At 54.1% G+C, this 18194-nt stretch carries 15 protein-coding genes and 1 tRNA gene; 11 read left to right on the top strand and 5 right to left on the bottom strand.

What is annotated here, in order from left to right:
* Positions 1-67 precede the first annotated feature (67 nt).
* Complete coding sequence (locus tag ACN0WW_RS03105) at positions 68-742, bottom strand: GcrA family cell cycle regulator (protein WP_417609286.1); 675 nt, start codon at positions 740-742, stop codon at positions 68-70.
* Between the two features lie 141 nt (positions 743-883).
* Between ACN0WW_RS03105 and ACN0WW_RS03100 the strand changes: the two genes are divergently transcribed.
* A complete protein-coding gene (locus tag ACN0WW_RS03100; protein ID WP_417609284.1) occupies positions 884-1741 on the top strand; it encodes an ABC transporter permease in 858 nt (285 codons plus the stop codon).
* A 13-nt stretch (positions 1742-1754) separates the two neighbouring features.
* Here the strand turns inward: ACN0WW_RS03100 and hspQ are convergent, their stop codons facing one another.
* The 3 genes from hspQ to ACN0WW_RS03085 form a co-directional block, all read right to left on the bottom strand.
* Positions 1755-2135: a heat shock protein HspQ gene (hspQ, locus tag ACN0WW_RS03095; RefSeq protein ID WP_417609282.1), complete on the bottom strand. Its 381-nt coding sequence runs from the start codon at positions 2133-2135 to the stop codon at positions 1755-1757.
* Between the two features lie 121 nt (positions 2136-2256).
* The gene (locus ACN0WW_RS03090) at positions 2257-3492 is read right to left on the bottom strand and encodes an MFS transporter (protein ID WP_417609280.1); all 1236 of its coding nucleotides are present in this window, start codon (positions 3490-3492) and stop codon (positions 2257-2259) included.
* A gap of 177 nt (positions 3493-3669) precedes the next feature.
* Entirely contained in the window at positions 3670-3867 is a 198-nt protein-coding gene (locus tag ACN0WW_RS03085; RefSeq protein ID WP_417609278.1) for a CsbD family protein, read from the bottom strand.
* 239 nt (positions 3868-4106) lie between these two features.
* Between ACN0WW_RS03085 and ACN0WW_RS03080 the strand changes: the two genes are divergently transcribed.
* The 4 genes from ACN0WW_RS03080 to ACN0WW_RS03065 all read left to right on the top strand — a co-directional run bounded on the left by ACN0WW_RS03080 (position 4107) and on the right by ACN0WW_RS03065 (position 8427).
* Positions 4107-4649: a hypothetical protein gene (locus ACN0WW_RS03080; RefSeq protein WP_417609276.1), complete on the top strand. Its 543-nt coding sequence runs from the start codon at positions 4107-4109 to the stop codon at positions 4647-4649.
* 198 nt (positions 4650-4847) lie between these two features.
* On the top strand, positions 4848-6200 hold the full coding sequence (locus ACN0WW_RS03075; protein WP_417609274.1) for a sensor histidine kinase: 1353 nt from the start codon (positions 4848-4850) through the stop codon (positions 6198-6200).
* The gene (locus ACN0WW_RS03070; RefSeq protein ID WP_417609272.1) at positions 6193-6582 is read left to right on the top strand and encodes a response regulator; all 390 of its coding nucleotides are present in this window, start codon (positions 6193-6195) and stop codon (positions 6580-6582) included. The genes ACN0WW_RS03075 and ACN0WW_RS03070 overlap by 8 nt, the downstream gene beginning before the upstream one ends.
* Before the next feature lie 186 nt (positions 6583-6768).
* Positions 6769-8427: a putative bifunctional diguanylate cyclase/phosphodiesterase gene (locus ACN0WW_RS03065; protein WP_417609270.1), complete on the top strand. Its 1659-nt coding sequence runs from the start codon at positions 6769-6771 to the stop codon at positions 8425-8427.
* A gap of 268 nt (positions 8428-8695) precedes the next feature.
* On the opposite strand, the gene ACN0WW_RS03060 is transcribed toward ACN0WW_RS03065, so the two are convergent.
* A tRNA-Ser gene (locus ACN0WW_RS03060) sits at positions 8696-8785 on the bottom strand.
* A gap of 318 nt (positions 8786-9103) precedes the next feature.
* On the opposite strand from ACN0WW_RS03060, the gene ACN0WW_RS03055 reads away from it, so the two are divergent.
* The 6 genes from ACN0WW_RS03055 (at position 9104) to ACN0WW_RS03030 (ending at position 18136) form a co-directional block, all read left to right on the top strand.
* Entirely contained in the window at positions 9104-10813 is a 1710-nt protein-coding gene (locus ACN0WW_RS03055) for an HAD-IB family hydrolase (RefSeq protein WP_417609268.1), read from the top strand.
* 20 nt (positions 10814-10833) lie between these two features.
* Positions 10834-13176: a glycerol-3-phosphate 1-O-acyltransferase gene (locus ACN0WW_RS03050; RefSeq protein ID WP_417609266.1), complete on the top strand. Its 2343-nt coding sequence runs from the start codon at positions 10834-10836 to the stop codon at positions 13174-13176.
* 25 nt (positions 13177-13201) lie between these two features.
* Positions 13202-14782 (top strand): WS/DGAT/MGAT family O-acyltransferase, encoded by a 1581-nt coding sequence (locus ACN0WW_RS03045; RefSeq protein WP_417609264.1) that lies wholly within the window; start codon positions 13202-13204, stop codon positions 14780-14782.
* A gap of 81 nt (positions 14783-14863) precedes the next feature.
* Positions 14864-16336 (top strand): DUF3336 domain-containing protein, encoded by a 1473-nt coding sequence (locus ACN0WW_RS03040; RefSeq protein ID WP_417609262.1) that lies wholly within the window; start codon positions 14864-14866, stop codon positions 16334-16336.
* Between the two features lie 62 nt (positions 16337-16398).
* Entirely contained in the window at positions 16399-17196 is a 798-nt protein-coding gene (locus tag ACN0WW_RS03035; RefSeq protein WP_417609260.1) for a lysophospholipase, read from the top strand.
* Between the two features lies 1 nt (position 17197).
* On the top strand, positions 17198-18136 hold the full coding sequence (locus ACN0WW_RS03030; protein ID WP_417609258.1) for an alpha/beta fold hydrolase: 939 nt from the start codon (positions 17198-17200) through the stop codon (positions 18134-18136).
* Positions 18137-18194: the final 58 nt, after the last annotated feature.

Genomic DNA, 18194 nt, shown 5'->3' with positions numbered 1-18194 from the left:
ACACTGGCAAGAGACTTATGAAGTCTCTTGCCAGAGCATTGAAAATTCTTGCAATTTGGTCTGTCGCCTAGCGAACCCGCGGGCCACCAAAGGGCAGCGGTGGCGGTGCCCGACGGGCACCACGCGGCAATTGCGCCTGAAACGCCCGACCGCAATGTTCGACGCAATAGGGAAAGCCCGGGTTCACTTCTTCGCCACAGAAATGGAAATCCGGTTCGCCGGGGTGATTGATCGGCCAGCGGCAGATCTTGTCATTGAGATCAAGCAGGCTGGTCTTGTCGGCAATCTCGTCGCTCGGCTTGGCCGGCACCAGACGGCGCGGCGGAGCTGGCGGAATCGGAGCCTGCTGATCGCCGGGACCCTGACGCAAGAAGCCGCCAGGACCGACAGAGACGATCTTCGGGCCATCATGCTTGGGCTGACGCGCCTGCTGGGCGGCGTGAGTGCGTGCGGCCGGTGTTGGTGGTGGCATCGCACGGCGGGCAACATGCTCTTCCTTGGGCTTGGCAGGAGTGCTGCTTTTGGCCGCCGCCTTTTTCGGCTTGGCTGCCGGTTTCGCACCCTTTTTGGCCTGTGGCTTGGCTTTTACCGGAGAGGGACGTGACTTGAGGCCGAGGCGATGCGCCTTGCCGATCACGGCATTGCGGCTCACGCCGCCCAATTCTTCCGCGATCTGGCTGGCCGTCAGACCCTTTTCCCACATATTTTTAAGCGAATCTATCCGTTCATCCGTCCAAGCCATGCAAAGTCCTAATCATTTCCGAGTAGGGGCGATATAGGGTTGCGGAGGTGATTATACAACCACATACTGGGCAGGATAATGGTCTTCCACTGCGCGATAGAGGGTTGTGATTGACGACAGGAGCCGATAGGCGGAACGACTATGCTCGACCAGACCAACAAAGATCAGACAAACCAACCGCCGCTCGGTGAGACCCGTTTTGCCGAACCTGGCGTAGCGGTCATTCGCGGAGTCAATTGGGCAGGATTTCTGGCGTTATACTGGAAAGAGGTCAGGCGGTTTTTCAAGGTCCAGTTGCAAACTGTATGGGCTCCGTCGATCACGACGTTACTGTTTCTTGTCATTTTCACGGTTGCCATGGGGCGTGGCGACCGCAGCGTATTGGGCGTTCCCTTTGCCGACTTTATCGCGCCCGGGCTGATCTGCATGGGCATGTTGCAAAATGCCTTCGCCAACAGCAGTTTCTCGATGCTGGTCGGCAAGATCCAGGGTACGATTATTGATTATCTGACACCGCCGCTGTCGGTCGGAGAACTGCTGGCAGCGCTGGTTGCGGCTTCCATGACAAGGGCGGCGCTGGTCGGTTTTGCGGTCTGGCTGGCAATGTTCTTCTGGCCTGGTGTCGATGTCAGCGTGGCGCACTGGTGGGCGGTGCTCTGGTTCGGCATCATGGGTTCTGCGATGCTGTCATTCCTGGGCGTTCTTACTTCGATCTGGGCGGAAAAATTCGACCATGCGGCGGCGGTGACCAATTTCGTGGTGGCACCGCTAGCGCTTCTGTCCGGTACGTTTTATGCGATCGACCGCCTGTCGCCAGTGTTTCAGGCGGTTAGCCATGCCAATCCGTTCTTTTATGCGATTTCCGGCTTCCGCTACGGGTTTCTTGGCGTCGCTGATTCACCGATCATGCAGGGTGCCATCATTCTGCTGGCAATCAACGTCGGACTGGCCGCGATTTGCTATTTTCTGCTGCAATCAGGGTGGAAAATCAAATCCTGACCGCGTGCTGCGGCTAGTGGCGGTAAATACTGTTCAGTTTATATTGGCCGTTGTCGGTCGCCTGAAACAGCCGCGCGACATCAGGATGGCCAACCGGTTCGCCGCTATCATCAGGCAACAGATTCTGCTGGCTTACATAGGCGACATAGCTGCCGTCGGAATTTTCTGCGAACAGATGATAAAAAGGCTGATTTTTTGGCGGCTGCAAGTCTTTCGGAATGGCTTCATACCATTCTTCGCTATTTGCGAACACCGGGTCGATATCATAGATCACACCGCGAAAATCAAAAATGCGATGGCGCACGACGTCACCGATCGCAAAGCGTGCGTCGAGGATGTCCGGGGTGTTTGCCGGCAACGGATTGCCGGACTTGAAGGGATCTGCTGAAATCATACAAACAATTTAAGCGCTTTTGGACGAGATGCAAGCGCGGCATTGGATTTCGGCAGGCGAGATGAAGGCCTTGGGAAAGTGAGTGCTAGGCGGTGGCTTGTGCTCCCGAAAGGCCTCCCTGTCAGGATTGCTCCCTGTCAGCGAGCACTTCGGTTTCCGGTGTCGATGTTCGCGCCAGTGGAATCGCTTGAAAGAGCGCTTTTGCGTCCGATGTTGCCGACACTCGCTGGCTGATCCGCCAGATGGAGAAAAGGACGATCAGAACATGGGCGCAGATCATCGTCCAGAACAGCGCAAGCGGGCCGACGATAGACAGTGCCGCGCCGCCGAAAAAGGGTCCTGCAACGGAACCAAAGCCGAAAAACATCAGCAGCCCGCCGCTGATTTGGACAGATTGGCCGGCTTCCGCATAATCATTGGCATGGGCCAGAACGATGGGATACATGGCGAAGATGGCCGCGCCCAGCAGCGAGCCGATCAAGATGTTCTGGATACCGCTTTCAGGGGCGGTGATCAGAAACGCAGTTTCCGCCGATATCGCGACCAGCGCCAGAAAAACCAGAACCTTTCTGCGGTCGAACCGGTCGGATGCCTTGCCGACCGGAATCTGGCACAAGGCCCCAGCGAGAACGGGCACGCTGCAAAACAGGACGATGCTGGTCGTGCCCAGTCCGATCTTGTTTCCGTACACGGCCGCCAGCGTGGCGAACGTTCCGTTGGAAACGCCGATCATCAAGGCGGCAAAGACCGCTACCGGAGAATTCTGCCAGAGCCGGGGGATGTTGAGTTTGACCTCAAACAGCGGGGCAGGGGCGCGGTTCGCGCTTATCGCCGTCGGAATGAGCGCCAGGCAATAGAAGATGGCGGCCAGCATGAAATACCAGTGACCGGATACGTCGGCGCCGATCAGGATCATCTGCCCGCCCGTTGAGCCGATAAGATTGATCATGGCATAGGTCCCGAACACTTGCCCGCGAATGGACGCATCGACCTCTTCACTCAGCCAGCTTTCCACGATCATCGCCGCGCCAGCAAAGCAGAACCCCGATATCGCGCGCAAGGGTATCCAGGCCCAGGGGTTGGGGAACATCGATGACAGCAGTACAACGATTGCCGCCGTGGCGGCGAGGGTCCCGAAAGCGCGAATATGTCCCACTCCCGAGACCATTCGCGGCGTAAACAAGCAGCCAAGAACATATCCGGTCGCCCAGCCGGTGCCCAGCAGACCGAGCGAAAACGCACTAAACCCTTCGTTGGAGCCACGGATCGGCAATACCAGACCATTTATTCCTCCCGCCGTCAGCAAGAATAAGGAGCCGAGCAGGAGCGCGCTGAGCGGGAGGAGTCTGGTGGTCATGATTACGGATCAACTGTTCGGCATGCCGACTTTGGCACAGGCTTTTATCAAATCTGCGCAATGACCGTGGAGATTATCGTCTATGATCGCTCAATCGGTCGTATTCTGCACAAAAAAGCCCCGTGCCGGTGCACGGGGCTTTTTGCAACATTCAAAATGTCTGAGAAAATTTTCGGATCAGTATGTCCGTTCAAATTCCTCGATTTCGCGTTCGGCAGCGTCTTGCGCATGTCCATATTTTTCCTGGAGCTTCCCGGCAAGAATTTTGCGGTTTCCGTTGATCTGGTCAAGTTCATCGTCGGTCAGTTCGCCCCATTTTTTCTGGACGTTGCCTTTGATTTGTTCCCAGTTTCCTTTGATTGTATTCTCGTTCATGAATTATCTCCTTGTTTATGTTATTGTTTGCATTCGCTCTACTCTACCAACGGATGGTCGGTAGTATTGGTTCCACGATCACCAGAATTTTCTTCCAATCATTTTGCAAATTTGCAGTTCAATGTCGGGATGTTAGCAATAGTAGTGTTATATAGCTTCGTGCCATATCCTACCATAGGGGAACTTACTGCACAGTTTCGCGTAAATATTGAAATAGAAGGTGAATGAGGAGAGTGGACATGAAGAAGAATATTGCAATTGTGGCAGGTATTTCTTTGCTGGCTGGTTGTCAGGCTGCCGAGCGCGGTGCAGATGGTTCTGGCGAACCTATGGCCGAAGACACAAGCGGCGGGATGTCCGACGGCAGCGGTCAGGCTGATGACGTTTTGGCCGAAAAATCGTTGTCGGGTGTAGATGAAGTCGGGGTGGATATTGATCCGGCCGATGGCAAGGACGACGAGCTCAATCAGGATATTTCACTGCCCGCCAAGACCCGCTATGCGACCTATTATCTTGGCAGCTACGCTCCCAAAGGACAATGTTCGGGCTCTGATCAATATCTTGAGCTCGACCAGGCAAAAGTCACCTATGGCGAGACGACATGCATGATTGAAAAGGTTGAGGGCTCGGGTTCGACCGTGATCGTCAGCCTCAATCAGTGCAAGGCTGAGGGCGAGAAGGCTGCAGACCGGTCGTATCAACTGGATCTCCCTAAAATGGATTCACTCAAGCTCTCTGGTTCGGCGAATGCCAATCTTGTCCGCTGTGGTTCAGACGGCTAGCGAATGGATGGTTGCACGAGCTCTGCCTAGTTTGCAGTACGGGTAGCCGCGAAATTTGAATTTTTCCGATCCAGATGCGACGTCTGTTGCGACTGGAGCAGTTGGCGCAGCAATGGCTGTGAGCCATTAAATATTCGCAATGCTAACACAGATTAGTTGTGATTTGCCGGGAAGGTTGTAATTCCCCGGCAAATGCCATTGCACGAACATAACATAGCCGCGTCTTTCAAGGCGATATGCGAGAACGCGACTGCGGCGCTGTTTGTTATAGATGCCAGCCAAAACTGTATTTATGCGAATCCCGCAGCGGAAATTCTGACAGGCTTCAACGCGAGTGATTTGATCGGTCGTCGGCTTCATGACGTAATCCACCACACGTACCCGGACGGCACCAATTTCCCCATTGCAGAATGTCGTCTGGACAGGGCGCTTCCTACCGGCGTGCGCGAACAAGGAGAGGATGTTTTTGTCCACGCCGACGGCAGTTTCTATCCCGTTGCCTATAGTGCCAGTCCGATCGTAGAAGATGGTGAGGCTGTTGGTACGGTCGTTGAAGTAAGAGGGCTGGCAAAGAAAAAAGCGATCGAGTTCGAACGCGAACGTGAAAAGGCTTTGCTGGCGAAAACCTTCGATACTGCCGCGGTGGGGATTGCCCATGTCGGCAATGACGGTCGCTGGCTCAGGATCAACGGGAAATTGTGCGAAATTTTCCGCTATGACCGGGAGGAACTGCTCAGCCTGACGTTCCAGGAGATCACGCATCCGGATGACCTGAGCGATGATCTTGAATTGTTCGAAAAATTAAAGTCGGGCGCAATCGGCGGCTATAATCTTGAGAAGCGATATTATCGCAAAGATGGATCGGTCATCTGGGCAAGACTCACCACTTCATCCCAAAAAAATGCGTCGGGCACGATGGAATTCTGCATCGCGGTGTTAGAAGACATCACCAGCGAGAAAGAACATCAGCAGCATCTCGACATCATGGCGGGAGAGCTCCAGCACCGGGTCAAAAATACCCTCGCTATGGTGCAGGCGATTGCGCGCATGTCATTGCCCGAGGATACTGCCGGAAAAGACGCCTTTCTATCCCGGATACTGGCACTCAGCAGGTCCCACGACTTGCTGCTTGCAGACAACTGGTCTGGGTCGGGCATCGCAGATATCGTCGAACAGGCGATCCATCCGTTTGGCGGAACGGATAGCGGAAGGATTAATGTTTCCGGTCCGCACTGCAGGCTATCGTCCCGTACTTCGCTCGCTCTGTCGATGGCGATCAACGAGCTCGGGACGAATGCGATGAAATATGGCGCGTTGAGCGGCGACGAAGGGACGGTCAACATTGACTGGCATTTCCAATCGGCCGATGAAAAATCGCATCTGGAATTCATGTGGCAGGAGACTGGTGGACCCGAAGTTTCGCCGCCGGAACGAAAAGGTTTTGGAACCACATTGATAGAACGTGCGTTGGCCTCTGAGATGAAGGGGGAAACAGCAGTGGAATATCTTCCGTCAGGTGTGACGTTCAAATGCTCGTTTCCTGTTGACTGAAACCAGAGCCGAAAGCCGTGCCGTGTCCGAATTTTCCATCTTGGTCGTTGAAGACGATGCCATGCTGTCTCTGGCCATGGAAGATATCCTGCGAAAGCTTGGTTGGACAAATTTAGAGTTCGCTTTTGATCTTTCCAGCGCGCTGGAAATTACCCAGAATACACTTTTCTCGCTCGCGTTTCTTGATGTTGATCTGAACGGCAAGCCTTCGTTGCCCGTCGCCCGTCAGCTCAGACAGAACAACGTTCCCTGGTTTTTCACAACGGGATTTGGTTCGCGCTTCGATTTTGAGGAGCTGCAGGACGCGCCAATCATTCGCAAGCCCTATTCCGAACAGGACATAGAGCAGGCTGTATTGAAAGTTCAGGCGCAGAACTCCTGAACTCTTCGCGCGAAACGATTGGCTGATCCTTATCCGCTAGCATTTACACCCTATCGGCCCCAAGGCGCGACTTGTAGGTACAATTGGGCTTCGCTGTTTCAGCTACGATACATCTATTGACAACCTTAATCTTATGGAAACCCTAGGATGATACCTTGGCAATTCTGGACAGGTTGTCGGATTTCTATGAATATGCACGTAATCAAATCATCTGAGTCACGCTCAGTCAGCAGTTCAAACATTTTATATATCGCTGCTCTTTGCGGCTCCCTGGCTGTATTTGTCGGGTTGAGCAGTGCGCTTCTGCCAAGCGCGGTATCCAATATTTTCGGTGGCGCGACCGTTCTGGATGAGACTTTAACGGCTGCTCTCCTGCTCAATACGGCGCTCATTCTGCTTATTTGGCGAGGTTCGATAGAGATTTGGCGCAAGTCGCAAATAGCAGACGACGCCAAGCGTGAAGCCGATATGTTTGCGATCAAGGACTATGCCACCGGTCTATTAAATCGGCCGGGGATCGCTGCAAAAATTGAAGAGAAATTGCGGGCTAGAGAGAATTTCTCTTTGATCAATCTGGATCTCGATAATTTTAAGAAAATTAACGATGTATATGGCCATCAGGCCGGTGATGACATGCTCAAGGAAGTGGCAAATCGTCTCGTTTCGGTTTTGCCCAGCAACGCGGACTGTGCTCGACTGGGCGGCGACGAGTTTGCAATATTGCTTTTCGGAGAGGCGTCGGGCGAAGGCGTTCCAGTTGCTATAGCCAAGCAGATTCAGGGAGCGTTCGAGGATCCTGCGTCGGTCGGGGGATCTGTTTCCAAAATCAGTGCGTCAATCGGAATCTATTTGAATGCTGATCCCGATTCAAGCGTCGCTGATGTTCTGCGGCGCAGCGACATTGCTATGTATGACGCTAAAAAGGCTGGCGGCGACAGGATTGCCTGCTTTGAGGATTCGATGGAACTGGAAGTGCAGCAACGATACCAGTTCGAGTCGGAAATGCGTGAAGGGATCCCCAAAGGCGAGTTCGTCCCATTCTATCAGCCGCAATATGGTATTCGCGGGTCCAATCTCCTCGGGTTTGAAGTGCTGGCTCGCTGGCATCATCCCAGCGGCCAATTGATAGAGCCTACGGAATTTATTCCCGTCGCCGAACGCACGGGTTTGATTTCGTCGCTGTCCTTTTCTGTGATGCGTCAAGCGTTTACAGATGCAAAGAATTGGGATCATTCGCTTGTTTTAGCAGTCAACATTTCGCCGGTGCAGTTGACCGATCCCGATCTCGATAAGCAGATCATGCAAATTCTGGCTGAAACGGGCTTCCCGGCCCAGCGGCTGGAATTGGAGATTACCGAAAGCAGTCTCCTTGAGGATACGCCGCTGGTGCTCAACACCATCACAAGTCTGAAGGCGTTGGGAATAAGAATATCTCTCGACGACTTTGGGACCGGATATTCGTCCATGACGCAGCTGAAGGCGTTCCCTTTTGACCGGATCAAAATTGACCGCAGCTTCGTAAATTCGATGCTTGAGAATGATGAAAGCGCTGCCATCGTCAAATCAATTGCCTCGCTTGCGTCGTCGCTGAACGTACCGATCACGGCCGAAGGGATCGAGTCTGATGAAATGCGAGGATATCTGGACGATATCGGAAGCATGGATGGGCAGGGCTGGCTCTACGGGCGGGCATCTTCCAAAGATGAGCTTATGAAGTTGCTGCCCCAGATCAATCTGGCTGATTCAGACAATAAAATCCAGATCGTGGAAGGTGGTGATCACGCTGCTGAAGCTGAACATGAGGAAGAAGTGGAATATAAGCGTTCCGGTGGAGCTGTCCAATAGCTTACGACTGAGCAGGGTAGGGTAGGCGTATACAGGTCGAAACCGCTTCCAGTGTCCAAGCCTGGCGCAAGAAGATATTATCATCGATGATTGAGAAGGCTCGTTATCTGCAATTTGTCCGCTGGCGTATCCCAAGACGATATCTTCGCAGTGCTCGCCCGCAGATATTGAGGCAGGGTGTAACTTCCAGGAATTACCATTTTTGCCGGTGACCGGTCGACGCGTATGTCGGTGGCATCGTTTTTGACCTATGGACGCCTTCTGTCTGTGGAGGTGCGTTAGGGATTCGAACCCTAGATACCATTGCTGGCATACCGCATTTCGAGTGCGGCGCTTTCGACCACTCAGCCAACGCACCTCATAGACGGGGCAGCGTGTAGCGATCATCATGCGGCCCTGCAACCCATATTGGTGGATCGGTAAAATTGATCGCGCCGAAAGCGGTGAGGCTGCGCTGCTATCGCAACAGAACTGCCGTATAATGCGGTTGATTCGAGGCAGTTCCTGTCCGTCTCAACGGACGGTGGCGCTGGTAACAAGGGTATTTTCTGACTGGCAAGGAATCAAAAAGCGGTTCTAGCGAAACCTTCGCTCTCTGAATCGATGGTTTCGCGAATATTAACTGGGAAATGCCCGTATTTTTTGGCACGATGGGTGTGAGCCAAAGGACATCCGGATGACCAAGAAAAAAATCGCTGACTATCAATCGCATCTGCAAGACGTTCTTGATGCCCCGGAAGGTGCCCATATTGCTGCGCTGTTCGATTTCGATGGTACGATAATCGCCGGCTATTCTGCGACCGCGATGCTGTGGGAAAAGATCAAACGGCGGGAAATGACCGCTGAAGAGGTCGTCGAAACGGTCAATGTGATGGCGCAATATAGCACTGGCGCGATGGGTTTTTCGGGTCTGATGACCGGGGCCGCAAAATTCATGAAAGGCGTTACCGAAGACAGCTATTTCGAATTCGGCGAGGAACTGTACGAAAAACATATCGCGCGGAAAGTCTATCCGGAAGCGCGGGCCTTGATCGAGGCGCATCGCGCCAAGGGACACACGATCGCCATTGTTTCGTCCGCCACGATCTATCAGATCGAGCCTACCGCTCGTGATCTCGATATCGAGCATGTGCTTTGCTCGCAATATGAAGTCGAGAATGGCGAGTTTACCGGTAATATCATCCGGCCGCTATGCTTTGGCGAAGGCAAGGTCATGGCAGCGGAAAATCTGGCGGCCAGCTACAGTCTCGATCTCGACCAAAGCTATTTCTATTCGGACAGCTATGACGATATCGAATTGCTCGAAAGGGTTGGCAAGCCGCGACCCTTGAACCCCAATACCAAATTGCGAGAAGCCGCCCGGGAACATGGCTGGCCGCTGGAAAAATATGAAAGCCGCGGGCAGGGCAAGCCGGTGGACTATGTCAGGACGATCTACGCCACCGGATCGCTGATCGGATCCGCCATCGCTTCGTTGCCGATCTGGGCACTGACCGGCTCGCAGCGCGAGGCGATGAATTTTTCAACCGGATTATTCGGCGATATTGCGACCGCGCTGACCGGATGTGAACTGGAAGTGACCGGCGAAGAGAATCTGTGGACATCACGGCCCTGTATTTTCGTCTTCAACCATCAGAGCAAGGCTGATGTGATGATCCTGGCGAAGCTGATCCGCCGGGATATGGGCGGCGTGGCCAAGAAGGAGGTGCGCGATACACCGGTGATCGGCAAGCTGATGGAACTGGCGGGCACGGTGTTTATTGACCGAGCGAACGCCGGCAGTGCGATCAAGGCGATGGCGCCGCTGATTGATGCGGTGAAAAATGACGGTAAATCGATCGTTATTGCGCCTGAAGGAACCCGCACCCTTTCGCCGAAATTGGGACCATTCAAGAAGGGTGCGTTTCACATGGCGATCCAGGCTGGTGTGCCGATGGTGCCTATCGTTATTCACAATGCCGGGGATGTCGCTCCCAAGAATGAATTTCTGATGCGTCCAGCCAGGGTGAGAATTGATGTTTTGCCGGCCGTCGACACGAGCAAATGGTCGGCAGCGACGATGAACGAGCATGTCGCGGAAGTGCGCGGGATGTTCCTGGAAACTCTGGGCCAGGCTGAGGAAGAGGACGCGCTGGACACGCTGGTCAATGAACCAAAGGCGCCCGTAAAAAAAGCAGCCGGGACCAGGCGAGCCACCAAAGCTGGCGCGCCATCGAAGCGTCCGGCCGCAAAAAAGACAACCGCGCGAAAGAAGCCTGCCAGTCGAAAAACCGGTACCAAGAAAGTGGTATCAAAAAAATCTTTTGCAAAGCAGCCGGTTAATCGATCTACCCGAACGAAGAAAACAGCCGCCGACCAGTCGACGAAGACCGAAGCGGCCGAATAGACCGAGACCAAGGGGCGGGGATGGACGAAGCAACACAGATAGCGAATTCCGGGGCGCTCCTTTCGCGAGGCCCGAAGCTATTTGTGATCGATGCGCGCAATCGCGTTGAGCGTCGGCACTTGCTCGATTGGCTGCACGCTTCGATGGCCGAAGGTGGCCCCGGCGGGAAACTCAATTGGGTCAGTTTGCCGATATCCGACGAACGGGCGAAAATGCGCCTTGGGGCTCTCGCTGAAAAGCTAAAGGGAAACCCGGAGACTCTTGTGGTACCGGTTCGCATTGCTTGGCGTATTCCCGATTTCGAAAAAAGCCGGGCCGTCAAAATGCGCCACGTCATATTTGGCGATCCCAGGAATCCGGGGAGTCTTCGTGCGCGATCGATACTGCTGCGCAACAAGCGCCGGGCTCATTGCCTGACCGGACAACCGGCCACGATCGGTGAGCTGGAGCAGAGATTCGCCGAACTCAGCAAGGATTACGACCAGACCGACAATACGGAATTTGCCGCTTTTGTCGTGCGTCAGGCCGGACTGGTTCTCGATATCGCGGAGCGCGGATTGCGCGGGCGCCGGTACAAGGTTCCCCGGCATGTCGCCGACGGACTGCGCAGCGATGCGCGGTTCCGCGCCGCAATGAGCCAGCTTGCGTCTGAAACGGGCCAGGAGGAAGCCGCGCTCTACGAGCAGGCCGCGAAATATATGCGGGAGCTGATCGCGCGTCCGAGTCCGTTGTTCATTGACATGAAGGCCAAGCTCGACCGGTTCATGCTGTCGCAAGGCTATGAAGATGAAGTGGTGTTTGACCGCAAGGAACTGACCCGGTTGCGTAAGACCATGCGAGAGCATCCCACGCTGCTGCTGTTCACGCACAAGACCTATATTGACGGTGTGACCGCCACCGATCTTGGCTATCAAAATGACCTTCCGCTGATTCACGTCTTTGGCGGGATCAATCTGGACTTTTTCGGGCTTGGCTTCATGCTGCGGCGCGCCGGCACCATTTTCATCCGCCGCAGTTTCGAGAATAATCCCGTCTACAAACTCGTTTTGCGGCATTATGTCAGCTATTTGCTCGAGAAACGCTTCCCGATGACCTGGGCCTTCGAGGGCACCCGGTCGCGGCTCGGCAAGCTGATGCCGCCTCGCTACGGACTGCTGAAATATGTCATGGATAGCGCGCACAGCAATGACATCGAGAATGTTCATATCATTCCCGTCGTCACCAGTTTTGACCTGATCCGCGATGTCGAGGAATATGCCAGCGAACAGAAGGGCCGGATCAAGAAACCGGAGTCGCTAAGCTGGTTCTTTGGCTATCTGCGTAGTCTGCGAGAGCCAATGGGTAAGGTCTATGTCGATTTCGGCGAACCGGTGGTGGTCAAAAAGGCCCCCAATCCTAATGACCGGCTTGGCTTGTCAAAGATGGCCTTTGAAGTCGCTGTGCAGGCAAACCGGGCGACGCCGCTGACCTTGACCTCACTGATGTGCCTCTGTCTGCTCGGGACCGCTCCGCGCGCGATGACCGAAGTGGAACTGCGCGCGGTGATAAACTTTCTCGTCGGCTGGGCCAGAGACCGGGACATCCGGATGAGTGAAGACCTAACGGACGAGAATCTGGACGGGGTTCAGCGGGTGATCGAGACGCTGGTGAACAACGGTTTGCTGGTGCGCTACGACAAGGGATCGACGCTGGTCTACGCCATCGAACCGGACCAGCATCCGATTGCAAGCTACTATCGCAACTCCATCATCCACCATTTTCTCGACAAGGCCATTATTGAACTGTCGATCCTGAAGGCCCGGGAAGTCACTGACCGCAGTGCAGCAGAAGTGTTCTGGGAGGAAACAGACCGCCTGCGCGATCTGTTCAAGTTCGAGTTTTTCTATCCAGAAAAGCAGCAATATCGCGAGAATTTGAAAGCAGAACTGGAGCGAGCCGATCCGGAATGGGAGGCCAAGCTGGATGAGGGCGGCGTCAAGCTGGCCAGTCTGACCAATCGCTTTCAGCCGCTGATCGGGCATGCCGTGTTCTTGCCGTTTGTCGAAGCCTATACCGTTATTCTGGATATTTTATCGCGGTTGGAGCCCGGCAATGCGATCGACAAGAAGACGTGCGTCGAAATGGCCCTGAAAGAGGGGCGCCAGGCCTATTTGCTCCGCCGCATCACCAGCGAAGCCTCGATTGGCAAGATCCTGTTCGAAAATGGCTTCAGAATGGCTGCCGGCCTTGGCTTGACCGGCGAAACCACCCCGGAGACGATTGCTGAACGCAAGGCATTGCTCCGAAAATTCCGGGCGCTATCACGCCGCATGGAAAAATCCCGACTTGAACTGTTGGCCCTGGCCGACCGCATTTTTGAATGATTACGCTGTGGAAAGGACATAGTGGATGACCGAGCAGAGCAATATAAGCCAGCTGAGCGCACAGGATGCGCAGTTTCTCTATATCCAATCTGCCACCAATCTTACCCATGTGATGGCTGTCTATATCTATGATCCATCGACCGCTCCTGGCGGTAAGGTGCGGTTCAAAGATATTATCGAACATATGCGCAAGCGGCTCGACGTTACGCCTATGTTCAAGCGCAAATTATACCGGTTGCCGTTTGATATCGACCATCCTTACTGGGTCGAAGACGAGCATTTTGATCTTGAGGCGCATATCTCCCACAGCCGTTTGCCGGAGCCAGGCGACTGGCGGCAATTTTGCATTCATGTTGCTCGCCACCACAGCAAGCCTCTGGATATGACGCGGCCGCTGTGGGACATGTATGTCGTTGAGGGACTCGACAATATTCCGGGCTATGCCAAGGGCAGCTATGCCATTTTGACCCGTATCCATCATTCGACCATTGATGGCGTTTCAGGGGCGCATTTCTTCGCCGCCATTTCGGACAAGGATGTCGAAGGAACGCCTGCAATCCCGCTACCGGAGGGAAATGGGGCATCCAATAAGCTGCCAACAATATCCGAGATATTGAGCCGCGCGATTAACAGCACGGTTTCTTCGCCGGTAAAATTGACCCAGGCGCTGCTCAAGTTCACACCGGCCCTTCTATTGACGGCGCAAAAAAGCCTTAAGGGCGCGGACGAGAAGACCGATACCGGTGTGCCCGAAACCCGGTTCAACGGTCCTGTTACCCCCAATAAAATGTTCGATGCGATCACATTTGATCTCGAAGAGCTGAAAAAAATGCGGCTCAAGGTGAGCGACGCCACGATTAATGACGTGGTGCTGGCGATTTGCAGCGGTGCTCTGCGTCATTACCTGACCAAACATAAGGAGCTGCCGAAAGAATCGCTGGTGGCGGTGGCTCCCGTTAATGCGCGCAGCCGTTCGGGTGATGAAGCCAATCCTGGCAATAATATTTCTGCGATGACGATCAAAATCTGGTCGAATATCGCCGATCCCATCAAGCGGCTCGAAGCTATCAAGGATACAACACGCGAAACCAAAGCCGCAAAATCCGGCCTCAGCGCGCGGATCATGACGGATTTGACCAAGCATATTCCGGGCGTAACCATGGCTGGAGTCGCTCGGATCATGACGGACGAACGCTTTGCTCCTAAAATGAGCAATCTGATGGTTTCAAATGTTCCAGGACCGCAGATCCAGCTGTATATGAATGGGGCAAAGCTGACGCATCAATATGGCCTGGCGCCGTTGGCGCACGGCATGGGCCTTTTTATTGCCACTCCGAGCTATAATGGAACCATATCGTTCAGTATCATTTCCGACCGCAAGATGATGCCCGATGTTGAGTTTTTCCGGGAATGCCTGCAAAGAGCATTTAATGAACTGAAAGATGCCAAACCAAGCGCTGTTGTGAACCGGACCAAAAAAACAGCGGCCGCATCAAAAAAACCGGCATCCTCCAAGGATGGATCGGTGATGTATCGACGGGTTGCGAAAAAACCGAGAACGACTGCATCAAAAACAACCGGCGGAAACAAGCCGAAAGCGAAATAAGGAGTGGATCGATAGTCTGCCGTTCGACAGTCGGGCGGCTTTTGCTACCATATGCAATATTGGCGAAAGAGTGAATCGAATATGATCCTGAACACGACTTTGAAGATGGAAAAAGCGATGGCCCAGGCCAAAAGCTATTCCGAGTGGTCGAAGGCCGCGAAAGCGCACGACAAATCAACCGGAGTCGATATCTGGAAGGCCTCCGACGAGAGCAAACATTTCGACTATACGTCCATCCGCCGGCGCCTGAAGCGCCTGTCCAAACTCTGGAAGTCTCAGGACAATGCGGGCCTTCTCTATGCACTCAACGAAGGCATTCACGGAAATATGGACGGGATGGGGCATGCGCGCCTCCACCAGAAAGCAAAATTCGGTACGAAACAGCTTATTCAGGACTATGTTGACGCGATCGTGAATTCGCTGGAGTATCTGGCTAGCGAGAAAGTGACTGACATTCCGTTTGAGGAAAAGCTCGATTTCTTCCGTCGCGCCCAACATTGCTACGGCCGATCCGCATTCCTGATGAGCGGCTCTGGTGCTTTTCTCTATTTTCACGTCGGCGTTGCCAAGGCCCTTTGGGAGGAAGGGGTGCTCCCGCACATCATGTCTGGCTCCAGCGGCGGGTCGGTCGTCGGAGCTTTGATAAGCACGCATGTCGACGATGATATACCACCCTTCTTCAAACCCGAGAATCTGGTGATCGATCCCGAGCATGGCGACAATGGCCACGGCGGATTGCTGGGCGGAGCAAGGAAAATGCGTGCGGATGAAATTCGCCAGCGGTTGTCGGATTTGCTCCCTGACCTTACTTTTCAAGAGGCGTACGAGCTGACTGGTCGGCACCTTAACGTGTCCATTGCGCCGGCTGAAAAGCACCAGACGTCGCGCCTGTTGAATGCGATCGCTTCTCCCAATGTGTTTATCCGCGAAGCGGTCCTGGCTTCCTGTGCGGTGCCCGGTATTTATCCGCCAGTGACGCTGGCTGCGAAAGACCATCGTGGTGAGCGCGTCCCATATTTGCCAAACCGGAAATGGGTGGATGGTTCCGTGACCCACGATTTGCCAGTCAAGCGGCTAGCCAGGCTCTACGGCGTCAACCATCACATCGTCAGCCAGGCCAACCCCCTGATCACCCCCTTTGCCACGGATTTCAGCCAGTCGCGCAATCCGCTCTCTTCCATCCGCAACGCCACTTCCGCTACGATGAAGGCCTGGCTCAACGCCAATGTCGAAATCATGCAGAAGCCGCTGTCATTTTTTCCGCGGTTGAACAGTATGGCCAACATGGCGTTGTCTGTGATCAACCAGGATTATACCGGCGACATCAATATCATCCGCCCGACAATGTTCTGGGGGCCTTCCAAGATTTTAAGCAACCTGCCGATCGAGGATATTGCCGAGTTGATCCAGCTGGGTGAGCGTACCACCTGGCCAAAAATCGAGATGGTTCGCACGCAAACGAAGATCAGCCAGACTCTAGACCGGATATTGTTTGAATATGAGAATGAGCTGGCGCAGGATCATGATATGGCCATGACAAGGAAGATCGCTTGATACATCAGGAGGGGAGCTTGTCGCTTCCGGCGACGTCTAAGGCAGCCGGCGCAAAATTGCATATGCAAAAGTGGCTCCCGGATGATGCCCCGAAAGCTATAATCCTGTTGGTACACGGCTATGCCGAACATGCCGGGCGTTATCGTTATTTTGCTCAATATTGTGTCTCGAAAGGCTATGCGGTGTTCGCCGTCGACCACTGGGGGCATGGCAAATCGGATGGAACACCGGGCTATGTGCCCGACTTCTCTGTGTTTCATGACGGTGTCGACGAATTGTTTGCCTGCGCAAAGCTGGAGTTTCCCAAGCTGCCTGTTGTCTTGGTGGGGCACAGTATGGGCGGCTTGATCAGTGCCACCTATCTGCTCGCCAACCAGGACTCCTTTACCGCGTGTGTCCTTTCCGGTCCGGCGATAAAGGCAGCGGAGGAGCCATCGGCCGTTTTGAAAGGGATAAGCGGCTTCTTGTCTCGGTTTTTTCCCAAGCTCGGAGTGCTGGAACTCGATCCGAACGGAGTCAGCCGCGATCCACAGGTGGTGGTTGACTATCTTGCCGATCCGCTTGTTTACAATGGTAAAATGGGTGCGCGGCTGGCTGCCGAGATGTTGGCGAATATGTCGACCATTCAGGAGCATGCCGGCCAGATTACGCTGCCGATGCTCATGCTACATGGGGGGCAGGACAGCCTGGCTGCCGCTGAAGGATCCAGATTTCTTGACGATCGCATTGCCTCGAGCGAGAAGAAGTTGATCGTCTATCCCGAGTTGTTTCACGAAATTTTTAACGAACCGGAAAAAGAAACCGTCCTGTCCGATATGACCGATTGGTTGGATATGCAGTTGATGACGCAAGGGGCCTGAGATGGACGCAATCCAAATATTCCTGACTATATTGGGCATCCTGGTCCTGGCGCTATTTGCCGTCTACGCGTTTTTCCCGCGCGGCCTGTACCGGTTTTTGCGCAACGCGTTGCGCCGTAGGGGTAAGTTGGTCGAAAAGTCGATCAAGGTGGGCGATCTGGTCTGGCCCTATCTGGAAGGTGGTCCGGCCGACGGCGAGCCACTGGTGCTGTTGCACGGATTTGGCGGCGACAAAGACAATTGGGCGATGTACGCCCCAGAAATGGTCGGCAAATATCGCCTGATCGCACCGGATCTACCCGGCTTCGGCGACAATGTCCGGGATATGGGCCGTGACTATGACATGATCACCCAGGCCGCGCGGGTTCGCGAGTTTCTCGATGCGATGGGCATAAAGAAATGTCATATGGGCGGAAACAGCATGGGCGGCTTTATAGCGCTGCGCTTCGCTCTGGATTTTCCGGAATATCTGCTGTCGATGACCTTGTTCAACAATGCGGGCGTTGTCGGCAGCAATGAAAGCGAGCTTCAGAAAGACGCAGTGGCCGGTAAAAATCCACTGGAGATCCACAGCGCTGACGACGTGAAACGGATGCTGGCGTTTGTCGCTTACAAGCCGATGAAAGTGCCCGGGCAGTTCCGCAAGATTTTCTACGAGGATTTTGCTGCCCATCGTGATCTTCTCGACAAGATTTTCTGGACGCTGGTCGAGGATGGCACTGTGAAACCGCTGAATGACCAACTGGGAAGGGTGAAGACCCCGACGCTGATCATCTGGGGGCGGCACGACCAATTGATCGATGTCAGTTGCGTCGATGTTCTGGAAAGTGGCATACCGAATGCGGAGTCGGTGATTTTTGAGAATGTCGGACATGTTCCGATGATCGAAAATCCTAAGGGCACCGCCAGCCGGCATCTCGAGTTCCTTGCAAAATACTGAAATTCCCGTCACTCTGAACAGGATCGACTCCCGATAGAGGAGTGTTCGGCGGAGGGAA

It is taken from the genome of Parasphingorhabdus sp. (assembly GCF_048269865.1).
GTDB lineage: Bacteria > Pseudomonadota > Alphaproteobacteria > Sphingomonadales > Sphingomonadaceae > Parasphingorhabdus.
Note: the sequence above shows the minus strand (reverse complement) of the source record. Positions and strands in the feature narration are given on the sequence as shown.